This is a genomic window from Ensifer sp. ZNC0028 (assembly GCF_000799055.1).
Taxonomy (GTDB): domain Bacteria; phylum Pseudomonadota; class Alphaproteobacteria; order Rhizobiales; family Rhizobiaceae; genus Ensifer.
This window is the reverse complement of the sequence record NZ_JTLA01000098.1, coordinates 24401-40004: the sequence shown is the minus strand read 5'-3', so window position 1 is coordinate 40004 and position 15604 is coordinate 24401. Positions and strand designations below refer to the sequence as shown.

Sequence of the window (15604 nt, the reverse complement as noted above, 5' to 3'; positions counted from 1 at the left end):
ATTCCATGGGCTCCGGCTCGGCTGCGACGATTGCGTCGGCTGCCTGGGCGCCGGAAACTGCTGCGAGAGCAGCAGCGGAGCCGAGAAGAAGGCTTTTGATAGTCATTCGATCGATCTCTCTAATGGTTATCAAGGTCAACAAGGCCCGGCCCTGGTGTCCCCCAGAGATTTATCGGTTACCTCGCTCGCGCTGCTACGAAATGAACCACTGCGATGACTCGCAGCGGGCAGCGGCGTCACCGCTATCACAAAAAACAAGACAGTTATGCTACAAACGCGTTTTGGACGTTTGTTAATAGCTATTACTATAAACTGTTGCATATGGGCAACTATCGTATATTTCTAAAATAAGATTATCTTACAAATGATAGTAATGAATCCGAATTATATTAAAGACGAAGTCTTCATATGACAAAATGCTCTCATAAAAACTTCACAGTTTGCAGATTGACGTCTTAATTTTGTTATTTTACGTAGAGCCGGCCTTTGAGAAGAGAGGCTTCCGGTGAAAGCGCCGCCAACTATCAACAGTTGGCGGCGCAATTATTTTCTAGGGGTGTATTCGGAGGTTTTTGGCCTTCTCGGGCGCCCGGGAGTGGCCTTCGAAGATCTACCGCGTCGTCGCCGCAGCAGACGGCTCGGTGTTTCGCCTTACGACCTTGCCTTCCTCGGCTTTGTAGAAAAACTGACTTGAGACGAGCCAGCCCTTGAGGGGGCGAAGCGGCGGAATGCAGGTCAGCAGCATGAAGGGGCCGGTCACCAGCAGGTGTATCCAGAGCGGCGCGCTGTACTGAACTTCGAGCCAGACGCCAAGAAAGACGCTGGGCACGCAGGCAAAGCAGATGACGAAGAATGCAGGGCCATCGGCCGGATCGGCGAAGGAGTAATCCAGGCCGCAGACTTCGCATTCCTTGCGCATCTTCAGGAAGCCGTTGAAGAGGTGCCCTTGCCCACAGCGGGGGCAGCGACCGCGCAAGCCGGTCTGCATGGGTGGGATTGGCGGCCAGTCACTATCGGAAGACATCTATGTTCCTTTCAGGCGTCCTTGTTGGCGCTTGGGGTTTTGCGCCGAAATTGCCTGGATAGGCGGCCAGCCTTTTCTCGGGGCCGTCTCAGGCTTGCCAAGATTAGGCGCCGAAAAACATACATTGTCAATTTATTGTATGCATACATATGTGCGACAATTTCGCCGCTGGCGTTTACACCACGAAGCTGGAAGCGGCCGGGGGCTGGCCGATAAGGTCAGTGATGACGAGAAGGCTGCGGCGCAACTCCGCGTGGCTGGTAGCAGCGCCGAGGCCGAGGCGGACGGCTTCCGGTGGCGAACCGAGTGCAAAGGCGTCGCTTGCAACGACGCTGATCCCGGCCGCCTGCAATCGCGCGCTCAGTTCGCCGCGTGTCCAGGGGGATGGCAAGTGCAGCCAGGCGTGGAAGGCGTCCGGGTTCGTTTGAGCGACGTTGGCAGGAAGAAGCTCGGAGACGATGCGCTGTCGCGCCGCGGTCTCGCTGCGAATGGCTGCGAGCACGGCGTCAGCCGTCCCGTCCTCGATCCAGCGCGTGGCGATTGCGGCCGCAAGAGGGGACGCCATGCCGACCGTGGCGCGGATCGCGCCCTCGACGCGGACAGAGCTTCGGCTGTCCGGAACGACGAGATAGGCGATGCGCAAGGCGGGCGACAGGCATTTTGCAAGACCGCCGACATAGTAGACGAGGTCCGGCGCCAGCACCGCCAGCGGGCGCGGTGCGGAAGCGGGAAGAGCGCCATAGGCATCGTCTTCGATGATCGCTACGTCGTGCCGCCTGGCGATAGTGACGATCGCCTGGCGCCGCTCAAGCGAAAGTGTCGTCGTCGTGGGATTGTGAAGCGTCGGATTGCAATAGAGCGCTTTCGGCGTCTCCTTTGCGCAGAGGTCTTCGAATGCTTCGGGCAAGAGGCCTTCGCTGTCCATCGCGAGGCCGTGCAGCCTGATGCCGAGGTGTGCTGCCAGTGCGCGGAGGCCGGGATAGGTAATAGCCTCGGCGCAAATCATGTCACCGGCTTTGGTGAGACTGCCAAGCGTCGCAAGCAGAGCCCCTTGCGCGCCGGCGGAAATCAGCACGCGCTCCGCCGGAACCTCGCCCAGCCTGGATTTCAGCCACGCGGCCCCTGTCGTGCGATTGTGCAGGGCGCCGCCCGGCGGCTGGTATCGCATCAGCAGTTCAAGGCCGTGATCGGCCTGCAGCGCCGCCATGTCGTCCCAGAGACGAGTGGCGAGAATTGGGTCGTCGAACAACGGCGGCAGGTTCATGCTCATGTCGACGGGGCCGCCGGTCGGCGTGCCGCTGGCTCTTACACGTCGCGTTTTCACGTAGGTGCCCTGGCCGACCCGGCCTTCGACGAGGCCGCGATGTCGGGCCTCGTTATAGGCGCGACTGACTGTGGTGAAGTCGATCCCGAGCGCCTCGGCCAGCGTGCGCTGCGGCGGCAGGCGCATCCCTTCGGACAAGCGCCCTTCGCCGATATCCGCCGCGATGGCATCGGCGATGGCGAGATAGAGCGGCCCATCCGATTTGCGGATTGCCGGTTGCCACGAAATTCCCAAGCGCTCGTCCGCCATCGCGAATACCTCATGCTGAATTGTATGGATATTGCATGCGTTCCGCGGTTCAGGCAAGTGCTCGTAGCGGAGAAGGCAAGCGGCACGCCGCGACCAAGCGTCACCTAGCGTGACGCGCTCGCCGTTGCCAGCAATACACCGAAGCCGACGAGCAGGGCACCGAAGGTGCGATCGATCCAATGGCGAAGCGCAATCAGGCGAAGTCGTACTTTGCCCGACGAAAAGAACAGGGCGACGATCGTAAACCAGATTAGATGTGCGGCAGAGATGAACGCTCCGTAAGCCATTTGGACGGGCAGCGCCGTGGTCGGCTCGACGACCTGCATGAAAAGGCTGACGACAAAGATCGTCGTTTTCGGATTGAGCGCATTGGTCAGAAACCCCATACGCAACGCGCCGAGATCGGAGAGCGCAGGAGGTGCGGTCATGCCAGCCTCTTCGGCCGGTTTGGCGCGCAGCATCTGGATGCCGAGCCAGATCAGATAGGCGGCGCCGACGAGTTTCAGCAGGGTGAAGAGAAGCAGAGACTGACGGATCAGAAGGCCGACGCCGAGCAGAGTATAGGCGACATGGACCCAGACGCCTGCGGCGATACCGAGCGCGGTCAAGACGCCGGCCCGTCGCGACAAGAGCAGGCTGTTGCGCGTCACCATCGCGAAATCCGGCCCCGGACTGACGACGGCGAAGATTGTAATGGTCACTACAGCTAACAGTTCGGTCATTGTTTTTCCCGTTCGTCTCTTTCATTACTGCTTCAATAGTTTGATCGATGAGAAACGACTAACGATGAGTTCTGACGATTTCGGTGAGTTTTACTCACAGATAAAAGCGTCGCGGCTTCCGCCGCTTGCGGCGCTGCGGTGTTTCGAGGCGGCAGCCAGACTTGAGAGCTTCAGTCGCGCTGCAGACGCGCTGCATCTGACGCATGGCGCCATCAGCCGCGCAGTCCGCCTTATCGAAGACGATCTCGGCGTGGCGCTGTTCGAGCGCCGCAGCCGGCGTGTCTTCCTGACGGAAGCCGGGCGGAAGCTGGCGGCGGCCGTGCGCGAAGGCTTCGGTCTGGTGGAGAATGCCGTCCGGGAGATCAGGGAAGTGTCGCGAACGCCGGCGCTGGTGGTCTCCTGCGAGCCGACACTTCTGATGCGCTGGCTGATACCGCGCCTTCCGAATTTCCAGGTGCTGCACCCGGATGTGTCCGTCCATCTCGTTGCGGGTGGCGGGCCGGTACCCTTGGGGCGGGGTATCGATCTGGCAATCCGTCGCGACGATTTCCCCTGGCCGGAGGGCACTCATGTGGTGCGGCTTTTTCCGGAGCGAATAGGTCCGGTTTGCCGCGCAGACAAGGTCGCCGCGTTTTTCGACGCAGCCGAGGTCGGCTCCTCGCCCAAATTGCGGAAGAATGCGATCCCCTTGCATACGCGAACGCGACCAGAAGCGTGGGAGACCTGGGCGAAAATGGTCGGCTGTGCCGCCCCGGAGCAGCGCGGCCATGTCTTCGAGCATTTCTACATCAGCCTTCAGGCGGCGATCGCCGGGATTGGCGTCGCGATCGGGCCCTGGCAGCTTGTCCGCGACGATATCGACAATGGCATCCTGGTCGCGCCGTGCGGCTTTTTCGAAGACGGTTCGGCCTATCATCTGCTGTCGTCGGCATCGATCGGCGAGCGCGGACCGAGCGCGGCGTTGCGCGACTGGCTGCTGGACGTATCGATCTGAAACGGACCGTTTTCATTTCTGTCATTTGCATAAAGGCGAGCAACGTCATACGTTTAACGAAGACGTGCGCATGACCGGCGATGTCAGTCGGCGGAAAGGCGCACGAAGCACCTTATATGCAATCGATTCGACCTTCGGGTCCTGGAGCGGCGCCATGAACATCCTCAAAATCAATCCCGGCCAGGAGCGCGGTACACTGCGCCCGGCCCGCGCAACGGCATCGAGGATCGTGGCCGACGTCATGAAAGGACTGGTCGTTCCGGCGGCGGCTTTGGGCCTTGTCGCGTTCGCGGCGCCGTCGATGGCGCAAGCCGCCAGTTGTAAGGATTCGGCATCGCCCGGAGCCGATTGGACCGACTGCAACAAGAAAGCGCTTATGCTCGGCGGTAGCGACCTTCAGGGTGCCAATCTCGTCAACACCGACTTCACCTTGACGGATCTGCGCGGCGCGAACCTGACGGAAGCCAATCTGGAAAAGGCAACTCTGGTTCGATCCTCGATTGCCGGAGCGACGGCGAATGGCGCGAACTTCTCCAAGATCGAAGCCTATCGCTGCAACTTTGCCGGCGTGTCCGCCGAGAAGGCATCGTTCGTGAACTCCGAGCTGCAGCGGGCCAATTTCAGCGGCGCCCGCTTGACGGGCGCAAGCTTTGAGAAAGCCGAACTGGGCCGAGCCAATTTCGACAAGGCGGAGCTCACCGGAACCCGATTTACGCACGCCAACCTTTCGCGCGCGGACCTGACCAGCACGAGTTTTTCCGGCCCGATCGATTTCCAAGGCGCGTTCATGTTCCTGACGCGTATCGAGGGCGTCGACCTGTCGGAGGCAACCGGACTTGAGCAGGAGCAGGTCGACATGACCTGCGGCGACAGCTCGACCAAGCTTCCCGCCGGCATGAATACGCCGGCGGGCTGGCCCTGCGCCAGCGACTAATTCCCGTCACAAAGCCCCGGCTTCCGGCCGGCCGTTATGCCAGGTGCTGCTTGGCGGCAAGCGCAAGGCATTCCTTGAAGGCTTGCAAGTCGGTCAGGCGATCAGCCTCGGGCACTTCGCGCTGCACGAGCCTGCCTTCCCGTCGCAGAACGCCGCCGTCGAGCATCAGGTTGTCGGCCATATCGAAGTCTTCGATGCTGATCCCGTCCGGACCGGCCATGCGGCCGTCGGGGCGCAAGGCGGCCTTTCCGCGGTAGTGGTCATGCAGGATGCGCTCGTAGTAGCTGCGGGCGGTGTTCGTATAGGCATAGACGTGCTTGCCATGGCCGCACATGAAGCCGAGTTCGAACACTGTGCCGACGTCGGCGCTGATGCCGCGAAACGGCGTCAGGTTGGCGATGATCAAGTCGGCGGCAAGCATCATGCCTTCGTCGACGGCGTAGATTGCAAGGCCGCGCTGATGCTTGGTCGGAGCCGGCGGGATCTCGAGATCGCCCGGCACCAGCGGCGTAAACCCGGCAGCGCGCGCCAGTTCCGCCTTCAGTTTCTGGATCTCAGCCGCATTGGGCAGAAACACTTCCGGGCCAGCGAGATAGACTTTCACGCGCATTCCTCCTCACATTTTCGAGCGGCCAATCTAGGAGAGCTGCAGCCAAGAGCCTAGCCATGGACGTCAGCTTGCCCACGGATTTTTGGAGCTCGGGACGCCGGTGGCCCAGATCGCCTTCGTCCAATCCCAGGACGTGGAGAATGCCACGCGGGCGAACTTGAGATCCAGGTGTCTCGATATCTGCAGCCGGTATCAGCGCCGGCGGTGATCTCAACCCCTGCCACCAGTGCGCGCGCCTCCGTTTGAGAAGGTCACCCGCCGTTGCCGGCTCGGTATGCCCCGCCCCTCCGTGCAGAAACACACGTAAACGCAAGTGTTTTCAGTCGAATCCGGTTCTTGCTACGATTTTGCACCGTGTCGGAGCGCGGCTTTCCTGCCGAGTCTTACCGGTTTCGATTCGCCCGACAGTTGCTGCGTTCCCTGAAATTTCCCCATGCCTTTGTTCGTCGACGAGCGGGTGTTTTCGCCGTCGTATGCGACTTTAAACAATCATGCATACAAAATTGTCGACAAAATAGTTGACATTGTCGCCGACAGCTTCAAATCTAGGGCAACTTGCTCACGAGTGGGTGAGGGCGCCTGCATATGGCGACTGATGAGAAAACAGAGGGAACGACATGAAACTGAGAAAGCATCTCCTCGCGGGGTTGGCATTTGCCTTTCTCGCATCCTCGGCCTCCGCCGAAACGCTGCGTTGGGGTAGCCCGCGGGATATCTTCTCGCTCGACCCCTACTCCTACGGCAGCACCTCGAACCTGGCCTTCCTCAATCACGTGTATGAGGGCCTGACGCGCTATACGCCGGAGTTCAAGGTCGAGCCGGCGCTCGCCACCAGCTGGGAGATGGTCAAGGACAAGGTCTGGCGCTTCCACCTGCGTAAGGGCGTGAAGTTCCATAATGGCGCCGAGTTCAACGCCGATGACGTCGTCGCCTCCATGGCCCGTGTCAGCCATCCGACCTCGCCGCTGCGCGGCAACATTCCGGCCTATGTCTCGACCACCAAGGTCGACGACTACACGGTCGACATCGAAGTCAATTCGCCGAACCCGCTGTTCCTCAACGACATGACCAACATCTTCATGTTCGACAAGGACTGGCTGGTCGACAACAAGTCCGAACTGCCGACCGATGTCGGCTCCAAGGTTGAAGGCTACGCCACCTACAACACCAACGGCACCGGCCCGTTCAAGGTCGAGTCGCGCGTGCCGGACAGCAAGACCGTTCTCATCAAGAACGACGGCTGGTGGGATACGCCGAAGCACAATCTCGACCGCATCGAATTCATGCCGATCACCTCGGCCGCAACCCGCGTTGCGGCGCTGCTTTCGGGCGAAATCGATCTGACCGACGGCGCGCCGGTGCAGGATCTCGAGCGCCTGAAGAGTTCGCCGGAGATCAAGGTCATCGAGCGTACGGACCTGCGCACCGTGCACATGGTCTTCAACCGCCACGAGACCTTTGCCGACGGTCGCGAAAACTTCTTTAACAACATCAAGGTGCGCCAGGCGATCGACCATGCCATCGACCGCCAGCTGATCTTCAAGCGGGTGATGCGCGGCAAGTCGCATGTCGCCGGTACCATGGTTGCTCCGGAAATCCCGGGCTACAGCGCCGAACTCGACGTGCCGACCGCCTATGATCCGGAACTCTCCAAGAAGCTGCTCGAAGAGGCCGGCGCTGTCGGCAAGGAGTTCACGCTCGTCTGCATGAACGACGAAAGCGTCAACGAGGAAGACGTCTGCAGCGCGCTCGTCTCGATGCTGTCGCGCGTCGGTCTGAAGCCGACCCTCGACATCGGTCCGCGCGCCGTACAGGCGCCGAAGCGCGCCGGCGGCAAGTCCGACGCCTACATGATCGGCTGGGCCAACGAGCCGACGCTCGACGCCTATTCGATCCTGGTTCAGGTTCTCTCGACCCGTGAAGGCGCGGCCGGCGTCGCCAACTATGGCGGCTGGTCCTATCCGGCACTCGACGCGATGGTGAAGAAGGCCGCGCTCGAGATGGATCACGACAAGCGTCTGGCGATCGAAACCGAGGCGCTGAAGTTCGCCAAGGATGAGGTCATCATGATCCCGTTGCACCAGCAGCCGATGGCCTGGGCAATGTCGAAGAACGTCACGGACGTGACCATTCGGGCCGACAACAAGCCGCGTCACTGGCTGACCCGTATCGGCGATTGAGTTTTCTTGCCCCGGCGGAGATTGCTCTGCCGGGGCTCCTCATTCAGCGAGAAACCCAATGATTGTCTTTCTCATCAAGCGGCTGGCCAATGCCGTGCTGGTCATGCTCGCCGTTGCGCTGCTCGCCTTCCTGATCTTCCGCTTCGCCGGGGATCCGGTCGAGCTGATGGCCAACGAGCAGATGTCGCAGGCCGACCGTATCGAGCTGCGCGAAAAGCTCGGGCTCAACGATTCCTTCCTCACCCAGTTCGGCCGCTTCGTCGGCAATGCGGCACAGGGCGATTTCGGCATCAGCTACCGCAACGGCCAGGACGTGATGAAGCTCATTGCCGAGCGCTTCCCGGCAACGATGGAACTGGCGCTGGTCGCGACCGTCCTGTCGCTTCTGATTGGTCTTCCACTCGGCGTCCTGACCGCAATCCACCGAGGGCGATGGTATTCCGAGGGGCTGCAATTCGTCAGTATCATCGGCGTCTCCTTGCCGAGCTTCGTCGTCGGCATTCTTTTGATCCTCGTCTTCGCCGTGACGTTCGGTCTCGTTCCCGCCTTCGGGCGCGGCGACGTGGTGCAGCTCGGTTGGTGGAGCACCGGCCTGCTGACGCCGTCCGGCCGCGCTTCGCTGCTCCTGCCGTCTCTCGCGCTTGCGCTCTACCAGATCACCCTGGTCATGCGCCTGGTGCGCGCAGAAATGATGGAAGTGCTGCGCTCCGACTTCATCAAGTTCGCTCGCGCGCGTGGCGTACCGCGGTGGCGGATCTATTTCCGGCATGCGCTCCGGAACTGTCTGATGCCTGTTGTCACCATGACGGCGATGAATTTCGGTTCGCTGATCGCCTTCGCGCTGATCACCGAAACCGTGTTCCAGTGGCCGGGCATGGGCATGCTCTTCATCCAGGCGGTCACCTTCCTCGATATGCCGGTCATGGCGGGCTATCTCTGCATCGTCTCCTTCATCTTCGTCACGCTCAACACGCTCGTCGATATCGCCTATGCGGTCATCGATCCGCGGTTGCGCGATGCAACCCGCTGAGGTCGTTGCCATGACAGATCACGTCCAGCAAACCACACCGGCGCGGAAGCCTTCGCGGCTTGCCCGCTGGCGCCAGAGCGATCTCTGGTGGTCCTTCACCCACAAGCCTTCGGCAATCATCGGCGCGATCATCCTTACGTTCCTGATCGTGACCGCCTTTGCAGCACCTTTGATTGCGCCGCAGAACCCCTTCGATCCGGCCCAGCTCGAGCTCTGGAACTCGGAGCTGCCGCCGATCTGGGAAGCCGATGGCCAGTGGCCCTATGTGCTCGGCACGGACACGCAAGGGCGCGACATGCTCTCGGCCATTCTCTATGGCTCGCGCATCTCGATCCTGATCGGCGTCGCCTCGGTCGTGCTTTCGCTCGCCGTCGGGCTTAGCCTCGGCCTCGTTGCCGGCTATTTCGGCCGCTTCATCGACAACTTCCTGATGCGCATCGGCGACGTGCTTCTGTCGATCCCGACCATCCTGATCGCGATCCTCGTCAGCGCCGTCGCGCGCCAGATGCTGCCGCCGGAACTCAGGGATGTCGGCTCCGCCGCCGTTCTGGTGCTGGCGATCACGCTCAGCGCCTGGGTGCAATATGCTCGTACCGTGCGTGCCCAGACGATCGTCGAACGCGGCAAGGAATATGTGCAGGCCGCGCGTCTTCTAAAAACGCCGGCGCGGCGGATCATGCTGAAGCATATCCTGCCGAACACGCTGACACCGATCATGGTCGCTGCGACCCTCAACTTCGGCATGGCGATCCTGACGGAAGCGACGCTTTCGTTCCTCGGCATCGGCATGCCGCCGAGCCAGCCGAGCCTCGGAACGCTGATCCGTCTCGGCAACCAGTTCCTGTTTTCGGGCGTATGGTGGGTGGTACTCTTCCCCGTCGTCCAGCTTTGCCTTCTCGTCGTCTCGGTCAACCTTCTCGGTGACTGGCTGCGCGATGCGCTCAATCCGAAATTGAGGTGAATGATGTCCAATCTCCTGATCCGTAACGTCAGGCCCAACGCCGGCGAAGCGACCGACATCCTGGTGCGCGACGGCAAAATCGCCGCCTTCGGCAAGGGGCTTGCCGCCGATGGCGTGGCCGTGGAAGACGGCAGCGGCCATATCGTGATCTCCGGTCTGATCGAGGCGCATACCCATCTCGACAAGTCGGTCTGGGGCATGCCCTGGCACGTCAACGCCAAGACCGCGACGCTGCGCGAACGCATCGATTTCGAGCGCGAGAAGCGTCTGGAAATCGGCATCGATCCGCACCGCCAGTCCATGCGCCAGGCGATCATGCTGTCCGCCAATGGTGCAAGCCACATCCGCAGCCATGTCGACATCGACACCACCCATGGCCTCCGGCTGATGGAAGGCATCATCGAAACCCGCCAGGCGCTGAAGGATGTCATCGATATCGAGATCGTCGCCTTTCCGCAGTCGGGCCTCGTCACCCGGCCCGGTACTGTGGAACTGCTCGACCAGGCTCTGAGCAATGGCGCTGAAGTCCTTGGCGGCATTGATCCCTGCGGCATCGACCGCGACCCGAAGGGCCATCTCGACGCGATCTTCGGTCTTGCCGAGAAACATGGAAAGCCGATCGACATACACCTGCATGAGCAGGGCGAGCTCGGCGCCTTCAGCATGGAAATGATGTTCGAACGCATTCGCGCGCTCGGCATGCAGGGTAAGGTGGCGATCAGCCATGCCTTTGCGCTTGGCGCACCGGATTATCTGCGCGTCGGCGGCCTGATCGAACAGATCGCCGAACTCGACATTCGTATCGTCACCACCGGCTCGCCGTCCTCGACCGTGCCGTCGATCCTGCGTCTGAAGGATGCCGGCGTGAAGGTTGCTGCCGGTTGCGACGGTATCCGCGACACCTGGGGCCCGTGGGGCCAGCCCGACATGATGGACCGTGCCCGAATTCTCGGCATGAAGAACGGCCTGCGCCGCGACGTCGATCTGGAACATGCGCTTTACGTCTGCTCCAAGGGCGGCGCCGACGTCATGGATATCGAGGGCTATGGCCTCGAGGTCGGCTGTGACGCCGATTTCACCCTGCTTACTGGTGAGACGCTGGCGCATGCCGTTGTCGACGTCGCGCCACGGCCTCTGGTCGTCAAGCGTGGCCGTGTTGTCGCGCGCAACGGCGTTGCGGAGGTTGCGATCCCATGACCAGCATCAAAGATCTGCCACTCGGCCAACGGACCGAAGGACGCACGCTTCTGACAGCGCAATGGGTGCTCGGGCACCGCGACGGTTCGCACCGGCTGATCCCGAACGGCGAGGTCGTCATCGAAGGCGGCACGCTGCTCTATGTCGGCCCCCGCTTCGAGGGAGAGGTAGCACGCCGCATCGATCTCGGCGCTGCCATGATCAGCCCCGGCCTGATCGACCTGGACGCGCTCTCCGATCTCGACACGACGATCCTTGCGATCGATCATCAGCCTGGCTGGGCCAAGGGTCGCGTCTGGCCGCTGAGCTACATCGAGCGCGGCCCCTATGAGATGTATACGCAGGACGAACTGGCGTTCCAGAAGCGTTTCGCCTTCGCGCAGCTTCTCCTGAACGGCATCACCACCGCGGCGCCGATCGCCTCGCTCTTCTATCGCGAATGGGGCGAGACCGTTGCTGAATTCGCGGCCGCATCCGACGCGGCAGGTGACCTCGGTCTTCGCGTCTATCTGAGCCCGGCCTATCGCGCCGGCGGCATGATGGTCACGGCGCCGGGCCAACTCGAAGCGATCTTCGACGAGGCAAGGGGCCTGAAGGGCCTCGACGACGCGATCGGTTTTATCCGCGAGCATGAAGGCCGCCATGGGGGGCTAGTGAAGGGGCTGCTCGCCCCTGATCGGGTGGAAACCTGCACCGAGAAACTGCTGGTGCGCACCGCCGATGCGGCGCGCGACCTCAATTGCCCGATCCGGCTTCACGCCGCACAGGGCACGATGGAAGTCGACACCGTCCGCCGTCTGCATGGCAAGACGGCGCCGGAATGGCTGGCGAGCTTCGGTTTCTTGAGCGACCGTCTGATTGCGCCGCACGCAACGCAGGCGACCGACAACGATCTGCGTCTCTATGCCGAAAATGGGGTGAGCATCGTGCACTGCCCGCTGGTTTCGGCCCGCGGCGGCAGCACGCTGAACTCGTTCCGCTCGGTGAAGGCCCGCGGCGTGAACATTGCCATGGGCACAGACACCACGCCGCCGGACATGCTGATGAACCTGCTGGTCGGCCTGATCGCTGCCCGCGTCGTCGAAGGCGACCCGTCAGCGGTCAGCTGCGCCGATCTCTTCGATGCCGCGACACTTGGTGGCGCCAAGGCGCTCGGCCGCTCGGATCTCGGTCGCCTGGAAGCGGGCGCCCGTGCCGATATCGCCGTCTTCGATCTCATGGACCATCATATGGCGCCGGCGATCGATCCGATCACGACGCTCGTCGTCGGTGGTTCCGGACGTGTCACCAAGGCGGTCTTCGTCGATGGCCGTCTGTCGATGCGCGATGGCGAGGTGGCAGGTTTCGACATGAACGCGGCCCGCGCGCAGGCGCAGGTCCAGTTCGATGGCCTGATCGCCAAGTATCCGGAGCGGAGCTTCGGCCATCCGCCGGTCAGCGAGATCTTCCCGCCGAGCTACCCATTGGAGGTACAGCGATGACTGAACATGCCTCATCGGCCGTGCTCGACGTGCGCGGTCTCTGCGTCGAATTCCCTGGCCGCCATGGAACGGTGCAGGCGCTGTCCGACGTTTCGCTCAGCATTCGCCCCGGCGAAATTCTCGGCGTCGTCGGTGAATCCGGCGCCGGAAAGTCGATGACCGGCCTTGCCGTCCAGGGTCTTCTGGAGCCGCCTGGCCGCATTTCCGGCGGTGAGGTCTGGGTCGGCGGCCGCCGCATCGACCAGCTCGACGACAAGCAGATGCAGCAGGTCCGCGGCCGGCAGATCGGCGCGATCTTCCAGGATCCGCTGACGTCGCTGAACCCACTCTTCACCGTCGGAGCCCAGCTTGTCGAGACGATCCGTCTCCACTTGAAGCTGTCCAGGGCCGATGCCAAGGCGCGTGCCATCCAGCTCCTGAAGGAAGTCGGCATTCCCGCGCCCGAGGCACGCTACGATCACTATCCGCATCAGTTCTCGGGCGGCATGCGCCAGCGCGTCGTCATCGCCCTGGCACTCGCCGCTGAACCGAAGCTGATCATTGCCGACGAGCCGACGACGGCGCTCGACGTCTCGATCCAAGCGCAGATCACCTCGCTGCTTCGCCGTCTTTGCGACGATCACGGAACGGCGGTCATGCTCGTCACCCACGACATGGGCGTGATTGCCGAGACGGCCGATCGCGTGGCGGTCATGTATGCCGGGCGTCTCGTCGAAATCGGCCCTGTGGCCGAGGTACTGAAAAACGCCCGCCATCCCTATACGCGCGGCCTGATGGGCTCGATCCCGGCGCTCGGCCGCCGCGTCGAGCGGCTGAACCAGATCGACGGTTCCATGCCGCGGCTGAACGCGATCCCCGCCGGCTGCGCCTTCAATCCGCGCTGCCCGGATGCCGGACCGCGCTGCCGCAAGGATCGGCCCGAACCGGCGCCGGTCGGGACCGGCGTCGCCGCATGCTGGCTCAATGCAGGAGGAGTGCTATGAGTGATGCCCTGACGGTCAACGACCTGACCTGCAACTTCGACGTTTCGGCACCCTGGCTGAACCGGGTGATCGAGCGCAAACCGCGGCAGTTCGTGCGCGCCGTGGATGACATCAGCTTTACCGTACCCATGGGCGGCTGTCTGAGCCTTGTCGGCGAATCCGGCTGCGGCAAGTCGACGGTGGCGCGGCTGGTCACCGGCCTCTATCGCGCCAGCGAAGGCGAGGTGCGGTTCGCACCGAGCAAGAACGGCGAGCCGCTCTCGGCTCAGATGATCTTCCAGGATCCCTATGCCAGCCTCAATCCGCGCTGGCGGGTGCGCAACATCATCGCCGAACCGCTGCGGGAGTTGAAGCTGCGCAACTCCGAAGCCGAGATCATGGAACGGGTCGGCGAACTGTTGACGATCGTCGGCCTTGCGCCCTCCGATGGCGCCAAGTTCCCGCATGAGTTTTCGGGCGGCCAGCGCCAGCGCATCTCGATCGCCCGCGCGCTTGCCGGCGAGCCCGAGTTCCTCGTCTGCGACGAGCCGACCTCTGCGCTCGACGTTTCGGTCCAGGCGCAGATCCTCAACCTCATGCGCAAGCTGCAGGACGAGATGGGGCTGACCTATCTCTTCATCAGCCACGACATGAGCGTGGTACGCCACATGTCGGATCGCATCGCGGTCATGTATCTCGGGCGCATCGTCGAGGAAGCGGACACAGAAACGCTGTTTGCCAATCCGCGGCATCCCTACACCCAGCTGCTGTTGGAGACGATCCCGGATATCACCCATCCGAAGCGCGGGCGCAGCATTGCGGCAAGCGAAGTGCCGAGCCCGCTGAACCCGCCGTCCGGCTGTACCTTCCATCCGCGTTGCCCGTTTGCAGACGATCGCTGCAAGAGCGAGCGGCCCGAGATGCGCAGTTTCGCTGACGGCTCGCGTGCCGCCTGCCACCGCATCGAAGAAACGGTGAAGGCGATCAACGCAGCGTAACGCCGACATCTTTCCCTGAAGCCTTGGGCTCCGTGTCGTGCCAGTCGCGGAGCCTCTTTTTTTGCCGCCGGCAAGTTTCAGTCTTTGCTCCGGGCAAATCGCACGCCCCTTTCGCACCGCTGTCGTGCGGCAAATGCTAGGCTGCTAACCGGAATTCAACGAAATAGACCGATGACCATTCCCGGGCTCCAACACTCACGTTAGGGTAGGGGCCGATGGCCGGAGGCATCCCGCTTGGGACATCCGGCCGGGATCGAAATGCGTTGATTTGAAGAGTTGGCCTATGAACACGACCTCCGACACCGATTTCCCCATCCTCAATGCCGTTGAAGCCCGCGTTCTCGGATGCCTGATCGAGAAGAAGGAAACGACGCCCGACGTCTATCCGCTGACGCTCAATTCGGCGCATTCGGCTGCCAACCAGAAAACGGCGCGCGATCCCGTCATGGCGCTCGAACAGGTCGAGATCCACCGCGCGCTCTCGTCCCTGGCGCAGAAGGGATTGGTCCGGCAGGCGTTTGCCTCGCGGGTCGAGCGCTACGAGCACCTCGCAGCCAACCGTTTTTCACTGACGTCGCCGCAGATCGTCGTGCTCGGCCTGCTTCTGCTTCGCGGGCCCCAGACAGCCTACGAGCTTTGGGCGCGCAGCGAGCGCATGGCACGGTTCTCGTCGGTCGAGGAGCTGAAGGACAATCTGGATCTGATGATGGGCCGCCGGCCGCCGCTCATCGTGCAACTGAACCGGGGTGCCGGCCAGCGCGAGGACCGGTTCGCGCATCTGTTGTGCGGTGAAGTCGAGCAGCCTGCCGAAAGGGCCGTCGTGTCTTCGGCGCCGAGCGGCTCGGCTTTATCGGCCCTCGAAGAACGACTGGAAGCGCTTGAGCGGAAGGTGGCGACGCTCGAGGAGCAGCTCGACGCCCTGACGCGCTGAAAGCGTC

General features: G+C 62.3%; 14 protein-coding genes. 10 read left to right on the top strand and 4 right to left on the bottom strand.

Features of this window, described 5'->3' with window-relative positions; all coding sequences use genetic code 11:
• Positions 1-610: 610 nt before the first annotated feature.
• The 3 genes from L981_RS22495 to L981_RS22485 all read right to left on the bottom strand — a co-directional run bounded on the left by L981_RS22495 (position 611) and on the right by L981_RS22485 (position 3250).
• Positions 611-1024, bottom strand: a complete 414-nt coding sequence (locus tag L981_RS22495) for a DUF983 domain-containing protein (protein WP_043621329.1) — start codon at positions 1022-1024, stop codon at positions 611-613.
• A gap of 175 nt (positions 1025-1199) precedes the next feature.
• The gene (locus L981_RS22490) at positions 1200-2597 is read right to left on the bottom strand and encodes a PLP-dependent aminotransferase family protein (protein WP_043621327.1); all 1398 of its coding nucleotides are present in this window, start codon (positions 2595-2597) and stop codon (positions 1200-1202) included.
• Positions 2598-2701: 104 nt separating this feature from the next.
• A complete protein-coding gene (locus tag L981_RS22485; protein WP_245281688.1) occupies positions 2702-3250 on the bottom strand; it encodes a LysE family transporter in 549 nt (182 codons plus the stop codon).
• Here L981_RS22485 and L981_RS22480 point away from each other — a divergent pair.
• Complete coding sequence (locus tag L981_RS22480) at positions 3237-4313, top strand: LysR family transcriptional regulator (RefSeq protein WP_197067184.1); 1077 nt, start codon at positions 3237-3239, stop codon at positions 4311-4313. The two genes, L981_RS22485 and L981_RS22480, sit on opposite strands and share 14 nt — an antisense overlap.
• A 241-nt stretch (positions 4314-4554) precedes the next feature.
• The gene (locus L981_RS22475; RefSeq protein WP_043621349.1) at positions 4555-5247 is read left to right on the top strand and encodes a pentapeptide repeat-containing protein; all 693 of its coding nucleotides are present in this window, start codon (positions 4555-4557) and stop codon (positions 5245-5247) included.
• Positions 5248-5281: 34 nt separating this feature from the next.
• On the opposite strand, the gene L981_RS22470 is transcribed toward L981_RS22475, so the two are convergent.
• A complete protein-coding gene (locus L981_RS22470) occupies positions 5282-5857 on the bottom strand; it encodes a nucleoside 2-deoxyribosyltransferase (RefSeq protein WP_043621319.1) in 576 nt (191 codons plus the stop codon).
• Positions 5858-6474: 617 nt separating this feature from the next.
• Between L981_RS22470 and L981_RS22465 the strand changes: the two genes are divergently transcribed.
• The 8 genes from L981_RS22465 to L981_RS22430 all read left to right on the top strand — a co-directional run bounded on the left by L981_RS22465 (position 6475) and on the right by L981_RS22430 (position 15597).
• Complete coding sequence (locus L981_RS22465) at positions 6475-8037, top strand: ABC transporter substrate-binding protein (RefSeq protein WP_082006124.1); 1563 nt, start codon at positions 6475-6477, stop codon at positions 8035-8037.
• A gap of 58 nt (positions 8038-8095) precedes the next feature.
• A complete protein-coding gene (locus L981_RS22460) occupies positions 8096-9067 on the top strand; it encodes an ABC transporter permease (RefSeq protein WP_043621316.1) in 972 nt (323 codons plus the stop codon).
• Between the two features lie 10 nt (positions 9068-9077).
• Positions 9078-10028, top strand: coding sequence for an ABC transporter permease (locus L981_RS22455; protein ID WP_043621313.1), 951 nt, complete (start codon positions 9078-9080; stop codon positions 10026-10028).
• 3 nt (positions 10029-10031) lie between these two features.
• Positions 10032-11225 carry an amidohydrolase family protein gene (locus tag L981_RS22450; protein WP_043621343.1) on the top strand — a complete coding sequence of 398 codons (1194 nt, stop codon included), beginning with the start codon at positions 10032-10034 and terminating at the stop codon, positions 11223-11225.
• Positions 11222-12706 (top strand): amidohydrolase family protein, encoded by a 1485-nt coding sequence (locus L981_RS22445; protein WP_043621310.1) that lies wholly within the window; start codon positions 11222-11224, stop codon positions 12704-12706. The genes L981_RS22450 and L981_RS22445 overlap by 4 nt, the downstream gene beginning before the upstream one ends.
• Positions 12703-13689 (top strand): ABC transporter ATP-binding protein, encoded by a 987-nt coding sequence (locus L981_RS22440; RefSeq protein WP_043621306.1) that lies wholly within the window; start codon positions 12703-12705, stop codon positions 13687-13689. The genes L981_RS22445 and L981_RS22440 overlap by 4 nt, the downstream gene beginning before the upstream one ends.
• Complete coding sequence (locus tag L981_RS22435; protein ID WP_245281687.1) at positions 13686-14666, top strand: ABC transporter ATP-binding protein; 981 nt, start codon at positions 13686-13688, stop codon at positions 14664-14666. Before L981_RS22440 ends, L981_RS22435 begins: the two co-directional genes overlap by 4 nt.
• 283 nt (positions 14667-14949) lie before the next feature.
• Entirely contained in the window at positions 14950-15597 is a 648-nt protein-coding gene (locus L981_RS22430) for a YceH family protein (protein WP_043621301.1), read from the top strand.
• Positions 15598-15604: the final 7 nt, after the last annotated feature.

Coding starts and splice junctions, on each gene's coding strand:
- L981_RS22495 (WP_043621329.1), bottom strand. CDS start 1,024: ATGTCTTCCGATAGTGACTGGCCGCCAATCCCACCCATGCAGACCGGC.
- L981_RS22490 (WP_043621327.1), bottom strand. CDS start 2,597: ATGGCGGACGAGCGCTTGGGAATTTCGTGGCAACCGGCAATCCGCAAA.
- L981_RS22485 (WP_245281688.1), bottom strand. CDS start 3,250: ATGGTGACGCGCAACAGCCTGCTCTTGTCGCGACGGGCCGGCGTCTTG.
- L981_RS22475 (WP_043621349.1), top strand. CDS start 4,555: ATGAAAGGACTGGTCGTTCCGGCGGCGGCTTTGGGCCTTGTCGCGTTC.
- L981_RS22470 (WP_043621319.1), bottom strand. CDS start 5,857: ATGCGCGTGAAAGTCTATCTCGCTGGCCCGGAAGTGTTTCTGCCCAAT.
- L981_RS22465 (WP_082006124.1), top strand. CDS start 6,475: ATGAAACTGAGAAAGCATCTCCTCGCGGGGTTGGCATTTGCCTTTCTC.
- L981_RS22460 (WP_043621316.1), top strand. CDS start 8,096: ATGATTGTCTTTCTCATCAAGCGGCTGGCCAATGCCGTGCTGGTCATG.
- L981_RS22455 (WP_043621313.1), top strand. CDS start 9,078: ATGACAGATCACGTCCAGCAAACCACACCGGCGCGGAAGCCTTCGCGG.
- L981_RS22450 (WP_043621343.1), top strand. CDS start 10,032: ATGTCCAATCTCCTGATCCGTAACGTCAGGCCCAACGCCGGCGAAGCG.
- L981_RS22445 (WP_043621310.1), top strand. CDS start 11,222: ATGACCAGCATCAAAGATCTGCCACTCGGCCAACGGACCGAAGGACGC.
- L981_RS22440 (WP_043621306.1), top strand. CDS start 12,703: ATGACTGAACATGCCTCATCGGCCGTGCTCGACGTGCGCGGTCTCTGC.
- L981_RS22435 (WP_245281687.1), top strand. CDS start 13,686: ATGAGTGATGCCCTGACGGTCAACGACCTGACCTGCAACTTCGACGTT.
- L981_RS22430 (WP_043621301.1), top strand. CDS start 14,950: ATGAACACGACCTCCGACACCGATTTCCCCATCCTCAATGCCGTTGAA.